The organism is Pedococcus sp. NPDC057267 (assembly GCF_042668795.1).
GTDB lineage: Bacteria > Actinomycetota > Actinomycetes > Actinomycetales > Dermatophilaceae > Pedococcus.
In genome coordinates this window covers 1-7943 of the sequence record NZ_JBHUYG010000072.1, presented here as the reverse complement: position 1 = coordinate 7943, position 7943 = coordinate 1, and the positions used below count along the sequence as shown (strand labels likewise).

Annotated in this window: 6 protein-coding genes; 2 read left to right on the top strand and 4 right to left on the bottom strand. The window is 72.8% G+C overall.

Annotation, left to right across the window (positions count from 1 at the left end; translation table 11 throughout):
* Positions 1–34 precede the first annotated feature (34 nt).
* The gene (locus tag ACFUC1_RS14740; RefSeq protein WP_379121044.1) at positions 35–715 is read right to left on the bottom strand and encodes a response regulator; all 681 of its coding nucleotides are present in this window, start codon (positions 713–715) and stop codon (positions 35–37) included.
* A 124-nt stretch (positions 716–839) separates the two neighbouring features.
* On the opposite strand from ACFUC1_RS14740, the gene ACFUC1_RS14735 reads away from it, so the two are divergent.
* On the top strand, positions 840–1265 hold the full coding sequence (locus ACFUC1_RS14735; protein WP_379121042.1) for a response regulator: 426 nt from the start codon (positions 840–842) through the stop codon (positions 1263–1265).
* Between the two features lie 156 nt (positions 1266–1421).
* Entirely contained in the window at positions 1422–2858 is a 1437-nt protein-coding gene (locus ACFUC1_RS14730) for a PAS domain-containing protein (protein WP_379121040.1), read from the top strand.
* A 284-nt stretch (positions 2859–3142) separates the two neighbouring features.
* Here the strand turns inward: ACFUC1_RS14730 and cimA are convergent, their stop codons facing one another.
* The 3 genes from cimA to ACFUC1_RS14715 form a co-directional block, all read right to left on the bottom strand.
* Positions 3143–4723, bottom strand: a complete 1581-nt coding sequence (gene cimA / locus ACFUC1_RS14725) for a citramalate synthase (RefSeq protein WP_379121037.1) — start codon at positions 4721–4723, stop codon at positions 3143–3145.
* A 430-nt stretch (positions 4724–5153) separates the two neighbouring features.
* Positions 5154–6266 (bottom strand): branched-chain amino acid aminotransferase, encoded by a 1113-nt coding sequence (locus ACFUC1_RS14720; RefSeq protein ID WP_379121035.1) that lies wholly within the window; start codon positions 6264–6266, stop codon positions 5154–5156.
* Positions 6267–6356: 90 nt separating this feature from the next.
* Positions 6357–7433 carry a 3-isopropylmalate dehydrogenase gene (locus ACFUC1_RS14715; protein ID WP_379121033.1) on the bottom strand — a complete coding sequence of 359 codons (1077 nt, stop codon included), beginning with the start codon at positions 7431–7433 and terminating at the stop codon, positions 6357–6359.
* Positions 7434–7943 lie beyond the last annotated feature (510 nt).

The window sequence follows — 7943 nt, the reverse complement described above, 5'->3', positions numbered from 1 at the left end:
GGGGCCGCCCCCCCCCCCCCCCCCCCGCGCCCGCTCAGCCGGGGGGTGAGAGCAGGCCGCGCTGGATGGCGATCGACATCGCCTCGAGCTTGCTGTGCGCGCCGAGCTTGGCCGACAGGTTCGAGACGTGGTTGCGGACCGTGTTGACGCTGACGACGAGCTCGGCCGCGATGGCGGCGTTGGACAGCCCGCGCGCGAGCATGGCCAGGACCTCCTCCTCGCGCCGGGTGAGCGTGGGGCCGGGCGCCGGGGTGCGGGTCAGCTTCGGGAGCAGTCGCGCCAGCATCTCCGGGGAGATCGTCGCCTCGCCCTGGGCCGCGGCCCGGACGGCACTGGTCACCTCGCCCAGGCTGCGTGTCTTGGACAGGAAGCCGGCCGCGCCCGCCTCGAGCGCGCGCACGAGCACGTCGTCCGAGCTCGACCCGGTCAGGACGAGCACGTTCATGCTGGGCCTCAGCGCCTTGAGGCCGGCGATCGCCTCGACCCCGTCGCCGTCCGGCAGCCGCCGGTCGAGGATGAGCACGTCGGGTGCGGCCGACACCACCCTCGCCCGGGCCTGGGCGATGCTGCTCGCCAGCCCGACGGTCATCACGTCCGGCTCGTCGTCGAGGACGCGCGCCAGGCTGGCGGCCACCACCTCGTGGTCGTCGACGATCACGACACGGATCGGCTGCCCCACCCCGGCGTCCTGTGTCACCTCGGCCCCTTCGCTCACGACACCACCTCCGCGCCTAGTATCCATGCACTACCGGCCGGGAAGCGCGCGCACCGGCATCGAGACACCCCTTGGGCGGCAGAATGAATTGCCACCGAAACCCCTCGTCGCGTCAGGAATGTCCGTGTCCCCGCTCCGCGTGCTCGTCGCCGACGACCACCCGCAGGTGCTCGCCGCGCTCGTGCACGTCCTCGAGTCCGACGGCCGGTTCACCGTGGTCGCGCAGGCGTCCAGCGGTGAGGACGCCCTCCGCCTGGCGTCCGAGCTCGCGGTGGACCTCGCGCTCCTCGACATCCGTATGCCGGGGGGTGGGGCGGGAGCCGTCGCGGCCGTCGCCGCCCTGCCGGGGGCCCCTGTCGTCGTCGCGGTCTCAGCAGATGGCACGGCCAGCACCGTCGCCTCCGTCGTCCGCGCGGGAGCGGTCGGCTACCTCACCAAGGGCCAGATCGGCGAGGCCCTGCCGGACCTCCTGGCCCGGTGCGCGGCCGGCGAGGTCGTCCTGGCGACCGAGACCGCAGCCGGCGCCCTGCGCACCCTGACCCGTCGCTGAACCCGGGCGTCCGGCGCCTCCCAGGCGGGCTGCCGGGCCGGGCGTCGGTCGCCTTTTCTTCCCGATCGGGGCGCCCGCTCATCCGGCGCGCCCCGCCTCGCAGTGCCTACGATGGGCCGGCGACCACCGCGGGTCGGGACGTGGAGGGGACGGGCAATGGCAGAGGGCGACTGGCTCGCGATCGACGACGGGGCCGATGTCGGACCCCAGGTCATCTTCGGCATGGACGCCGACGGGCGGTGCACCCTCTCGGTGGGGCCCGGGCTGATGGCCATCGGGCTGGGACACAACGAGCTCGTCGGCCAGAGCTTCTTCGACGTGTACCGCGACGACCCGCTTGCCACCGAGGCGATCAGCAAGGCCCTGGCCGGCGAGCGTTTCCACGGGGAGCGGGAGTTCCAGGGCCGGCGGCTCGCGCTGCACTTCGAGCCGCTCGTCGACCACGAGGGGGAGGTCACCGGCGCGGTCGGCGTGGCCACGGACGTGACGGAGCAACGGGCGCGTGAGGCCGCTGCCGCGGCGGACCGGCGGCGCGTGGAGGGACTTGCCTCCGACCTCAGCCGCTTCAAGGCCCTTGTCGAGGCCTCCCCAGACTTCATCGCCATCGCCTCGCTCGACGGCACCGTGGAGTACCTCAACCCCGGTGGCCGGGCGCTCATCGGCATGCCAGGGGACACCGACGTCCGCCGGACCACGATCGCCGACTACCTCACGCCCGAGGGGCTGGTCGCCTCCGTCGAGGTCGAGCAGCCCGCGGTCGTCCGCGACGGCCACTGGGAAGGCCAGACGACGCTCAAGCGCTGGGCCAGTGACGACTCGATCCCCGTCGCGGTGGCCAGCTTCCTGATGCGCGACATCAGCACGGGCGAGCCGTTCGCGCTCGCCACGGTGCAGCGCGACATCAGCGAGCGCGTCGCCGCCGAGGCGTCCCTGCGCGACCTCGTCGAGCAGCGCTCGGCCCTGCTCACCCGCCTCGTGGACGCGCAGGACGCCGAGCGGGCGAGGATCGCCGCGGACGTGCACGACGACCCGGTGCAGGCCTGCGCCGCCGTGGACCTGCGGCTCGGCCTTCTGCGCCGCAGGCTGCGCGAGCACGCGCCCGACCTGCTGCCCGAGCTGGACGGGCTGCAGGAGAGCGTGCGTGGCGCGACCGACCGCCTCCGCGCGCTGCTCTTCGACCTCGAACCGCCGGACCTGCACGAGGGCGTCACTCCCGCACTGGTCCGCGCCGCCGAGGAGGTCTTCGAGGGCACCGACGTGGTGCGCTCCGTCGACGGCACCGGCGAGCCGGAGGTGCCCGAGTCCACGCGAGCCGTCGCCTACCGGATCGCCAAGGAGGCGCTGACCAACGCCTTCAAGCACGCGGGCGCCACCCACGTCCGGGTGCTCGTGTCGGGCGTCGACGACGGGCTGCAGGTGCTCGTCGAGGACGACGGGGTGGGTCCCGGCGACGGCGTCGAGTCCTCGCTGCCCGGTCACCGGGGCGTGTCGAGCATGCGTGACCGGGCCACCCTGGCCGGCGGTCGGTGCTCGGTGGAGCCCCGCCCGGAGGGCGGCACCCGCGTCTCGCTGTGGCTGCCCGGCACGCACTGATCCCCATGCACTAGGCGAATTGCGACGGCGGCACCGGGTTTCGCCGCCACGCATGGGCGAAGGTAAGGAGTACGCCGACCGGTCCACGTCCCCTGAGGGCCGGTCGGCGCTCCACCGCCAGGCTTCCCCGCAGACGCCATGGCGCTCCGAGCACCGGCTGGTCCCGGCATACCCCCCCTGCGCCAGGACCGGCCGGTGCTCGACTTCGTCCCGGCAGCGGTCGGCGCCCAGCCGACGCGCGCAGCGGGGCGCGCCGGGCCCGTCGGGGCAGCCGCCTCCCGGCGCTACCGGACCGGGACGCCCGCTCGCACGAGCCCGTAGGTGACGCCGTCCACGAGCGCCTGCCACGACGCCTCGATGATGTTGCCGGCCACGCCGATGGTCTCCCAGGAGGTCGAGCCGTCGGAGGTCTCGATGAGCACGCGGGTGACGGCGTCGGTCCCGTGCGCGGCGTCGAGGATGCGGACGCGGAAGTCGATGAGCTCGAGCTTGTCGAGCTCGGGGTATGCCGGCACGAGCGCCTGGCGCAGCGCGTGGTCGAGCGCGTTGACGGGACCGTTGCCCTCGCCGGTCGCCACGACCCGCTGGCCACCGGCCACGACCTTCACCGTCGCCTCGGAGAGCGCGTCCTCGTCGCCGCGCGCATCGGTGATGACCCGCCACGACTCGACGTTGAAGAAGTCGTGCGTGGCGCCTTCGACCTCGCGGCGCAGCAGCAGCTCGAAGGACGCGTCGGCGGCGTCGAAGGTGTACCCGCGCAGCTCGAGCTCCTTGACCGTCGCGAGGATGCGGGCCAGCAGCTCCGGGTCGCCCGAGAGGTCGTAACCGAGCTCGCGCCCCTTGAGCTCGATGGAGGCGCGCCCGGCCATGTCCGACACCAGCATGCGCATGTCGTTGCCGACGTGCTGCGGGTCGGTGTGCTGGTACAGGTCGGGGTCGACCTTGATCGCGCTGGCGTGCAGGCCGGCCTTGTGCGCGAAGGCGCTGGCGCCGACGTAGGGCTGGCGCGAGTAGGGCGGGATGTTCGTGATCTCGCTGACCGCGTGGGCGATCCGGGTCGCCTCGCGCAGCCGCTCGGGCTGCAGCAGCGGCAGGCCCCGCTTGATCTGCAGGTTGCTCACGACGGTGAGCAGGTCGGCGTTGCCGGTGCGCTCGCCGTACCCGTTGATCGTGCCCTGCACGTGGCTGGCGCCGGCCTCGACCGCGGCCATCGAGTTGGCCACCGCGCACCCGGTGTCGTTGTGGCAGTGGATGCCGACCCGGCCGGCCGTCGCCGCGACGGTGTCCCCCACGACGTCGGCCACCTGGCCGGGCAGCATGCCGCCGTTGGTGTCGCACAGCGCCACGACCTCCGCGCCCGCCTCCAGCGCCGTCCGCACCACCTCGAGCGCGTAGGCGCGGTCGGCGGCGTACCCGTCGAAGAAGTGCTCGGCGTCGAGGAACACGCGCCGACCCTCGCCTGCGAGGAAGGAGACCGTGTCGCGCACCATGGCGAGGTTCTCCTGCAGGGTGGTGCGCAGCGCGGACTCGACGTGCCGCACGTGCGACTTGGCCACCAGGGTGACCACCGGCGCCTGGGAGTCGAGCAGGGCGCGGACCAGCGGGTCGTCGGCGGCGACGCCGCCGGCCCGCCGGGTCGCGCCGAACGCCGCGAGGACGGCGTTGCGCAGCTGCAGCTCGGTGCGGGCCCGGGCGAAGAACTCCGTGTCCTTGGGGTTCGCGCCCGGCCAGCCACCCTCGATGAAGCCGACACCCAGCTCGTCGAGGTGCGCCGCGATGGCTAGCTTGTCGGCGACGGAGAGGTTGAGCCCCTCCTGCTGCGCGCCGTCGCGCAGGGTCGTGTCGTAGACGTGCAGGTCGCTCATCATCGTTTCCTCGGGGCCGTGTCCGCGGGTGGACCGCCGCGGGGGCGGTCCGGGTCGTCGTCCTGGTGACAGCGTCCTCGTCGTCGCGCCCGACGCCCGGCACGGGGTGGGCCGGGGCGTCGCCTCAGTGTGTGCTGCACGAACAGGCCGTGCTCCACAAACAGAAAGACCCCCCGGGTACGGGAGGTCTGCGCGACGAGAGGGTTCTCGTCGCGCTAGCCGATAATCACCGTGGCGGTGGCCACGTGCCAGGACGTCATGCGCCCATGGTGACAGGCCCGTCCGGCCAGTGGTATGCCGCGTCCGGATGGTGGGCGCCGGCCCTCCGTCCGAGGGAGGGGCCGGCGCTGCTGTGCGTTGCCCCGGGTGGTGGGGCGACGCACAGCACGCGAGCAATCGCCGGTTGGGGACACCCGGCCGGCGGCTGGAGTCACACCAGCCGGGTCATCCAGCCGTGGGTGTCCTCGGTGCGGCCGTACTGGATGTCGAGCAGGCGCGTGCGGATGGTCGAGGTGACCTCGCCGATGTCCTGCCCGTCGCGACGGTGGTCGCACGAGCCGCCGTCCCAGCGCATCTCGCCCACGGGCGTGATCACCGCGGCCGTCCCGCAGGCGAAGATCTCCGCGATCTCGCCCGAGGCGGCGCCGTCCTTCCACTCCTGGATCGGCACGCGACGCTCCTCGACCGTCAGCCCGAGCTCCTTGCCGAGCTCGAGCACGGAGGAGCGCGTCACGCCCTCGAGGATGGAGCCCGTCAGCTCGGGCGTGACCAGCCGGTTGTCGCGGGTGACGAAGAACAGGTTCATCCCGCCGAGCTCCTCGACGTAGGTGTGCGTGGAGGAGTCGAGGAACACCGCCTGGTCGCAGCCGTGCTCGATCCCCTCGAGCTGGCCTGCGAGCGACGAGGCGTAGTTGCCGCCGCACTTGGCCGCACCGGTGCCGCCCTCCCCCGCCCGGGCGTAGTGCTCCGAGAGCCAGAGCGTGACCGGCTTGATGCCGCCGCTGAAGTACGCCCCGGCCGGCGAGGCGATGACCGAGTAGGTCACCTCGGCGGCCGGCCGCACGCCCAGGAACGCCTCCGACGCGTACATGAACGGCCGCAGGTACAGGCTCTTCTCGCCGCCGTCGTACGCCGGCACCCACGCCTGGTCCACCTCGACGAGCGCGCGCAGCGAGGCGAGGAAGTCGTCCTCGGGCAGCTGGGGCAGGGCCATCCGCGTGGAGCTGCGCAGCATCCGCTGCGCGTTGGCCTCCGGGCGGAACGTCCAGATGGACCCGTCCGCGTGCCGGTATGCCTTCATGCCCTCGAAGATCTCCTGCGCGTAGTGCAGGACCGCGGCCGAGGGCATGAGGGTGATGGGCCCGTACGCCGTGACCCTGCCGTCGTGCCACCCCTCGCCGCGCGTCCACGTGGCCGTGACCATGTGGTCGGTGAAGGTGGTCCCGAAGCCCGGGTTCGCCAGTACGGCCTCGCGCTCCGCGTCCGGCCGCGGGTCGGAGCGGCGGGTGACCTCGAAGGTCAGCGGGGCGGCGGTCTGGCTCATGGAGTCCTCCTGCGACGGTGCGGGTTCTCCTGCCGAGGTTACCTGCCCGGCCGGGCGCGTCGGGCAGGAGAGGCGGGCGCCGCCGGGGGCCTAGAGCCGGGCGGCGACCGCGTCGCCGACCTCGGTGGTGCTGCGTACCGAGCTGCCCCGCTCGGCGAGGTCCGCCGCCACGGCGGCCTCGACCCGTGCAGCCTCCTCCGGCCGCCCGAGGTGCTCGAGCAGCATGGCGACCGAGAGGATCGTCGCGGTGGGGTCGGCCTTGCCCTGCCCGGCGATGTCCGGGGCCGAGCCGTGGACCGGCTCGAACATGCTCGGTGCCGTCCGGTCGGGGTTGATGTTGCCGCTGGCGGCCAGGCCGATGCCCCCGGCGATCGCGGCGGCGATGTCGGTGATGATGTCGCCGAACAGGTTGTCGGTGACGATGACGTCGAACCGACCGGGGTCGGTGGCCAGGAAGATCGTGGCCGCGTCGACGTGCTGGTAGGCCGTCTCGACGTCGGGGAACTCCGCCCCGACCTCCTCGACCGTGCGGCGCCACAGGTGGCCCGCGTGGGTGAGCACGTTGTGCTTGTGCACGAGCGTCAGGTGCTTGCGGGGGCGCGCCTGGGCGCGGGCGAAGGCGTCGCGGACGACCCGCTCGACGCCGAAGCGCGTGTTGACGCTGACCTCGGTGGCGATCTCGTTCGGGGTCCCGGTGCGCAGCGAACCGCCGTTGCCGGTGTACGGCCCCTCGGTGCCCTCGCGCACGACGACGAAGTCGATGCCGTCAGGGGCCACGCGCTCCACGGCCAACGGGCTCTGGACCCCCGGGTAGAGCTTGGCCGGCCGCAGGTTCACGTAGTGCTCGAGCGCGAACCGCAGGGGCAGCAGGACCCCCCGCTCGAGGACGCCGCTCGGGACCGTCGGGTCACCGATCGCGCCGAGCAGGATCGCGTCGTGGCCGCGAAGCTCCTCGAGCACCGAGTCGGGCAGCGTCTCACCGGTGGCGTGCCAGCGGCGGGCGCCGAGGTCGTACTCGGTGGTGTGGAACTTGGTGCCACTCCCGGCGGTGACCGCCTCGAGGACCTTCAGGCCCTCGGCGACGACCTCCGGGCCGATCCCGTCGCCGCCGATGACGGCGAGGGCGACGGTGTCGGTCGAGGACGTCGTGGCGGAGTCGGAGGTCATGGGAGCCAGCCTAGGGATCGTCTTGCCATGCGATATCTCTGTCTCAGATGACGAACGGCCCCGGATCGCGGGGATCGGGGGCCGTTCGTCGGGGGTGGCGCGCAGGCCACCCTGTGGAGGGTCTCAGTCGTCCGAGTGACCCTGCTCGCGCAGGTCCATCGACTCCTGCAGTGCCTGACGTGCCTTCTGGGCCTCTTCGCTCATCACGATCGCTTCCTTCGCGGATCTCCCTGTGCGGACAGGGATTCGGGTTCTTGGGGTTTCGGGGGCCAGCCCTGGGTTCCAGGGGGCCGCTGTCAGCCACGCACGGCGGGATCTCCGCGGCGAGCTGGCTGACTACCGGAACTCGCCGCGGCTGCTAAGAATCACCAGCTGCCGCGCCATGCTCCGAGATTACGTGGACGTCCAACTATTTGGAACCGCTTTCCCACTGCGTGAGACGCCGATCGACCCCCGAGACGCCGCCCCGCTCCCCCATGACGACGAATGCCGTGCGGCCCCGGTTGGGGC

Bases quoted from the DNA above. Each gene is read 5' to 3' on its own strand.
- cimA (WP_379121037.1), bottom strand. From the start codon at position 4,723: ATGAGCGACCTGCACGTCTACGACACGACCCTGCGCGACGGCGCGCAG.
- ACFUC1_RS14730 (WP_379121040.1), top strand. From the start codon at position 1,422: ATGGCAGAGGGCGACTGGCTCGCGATCGACGACGGGGCCGATGTCGGA.
- ACFUC1_RS14720 (WP_379121035.1), bottom strand. From the start codon at position 6,266: ATGAGCCAGACCGCCGCCCCGCTGACCTTCGAGGTCACCCGCCGCTCC.
- ACFUC1_RS14715 (WP_379121033.1), bottom strand. From the start codon at position 7,433: ATGACCTCCGACTCCGCCACGACGTCCTCGACCGACACCGTCGCCCTC.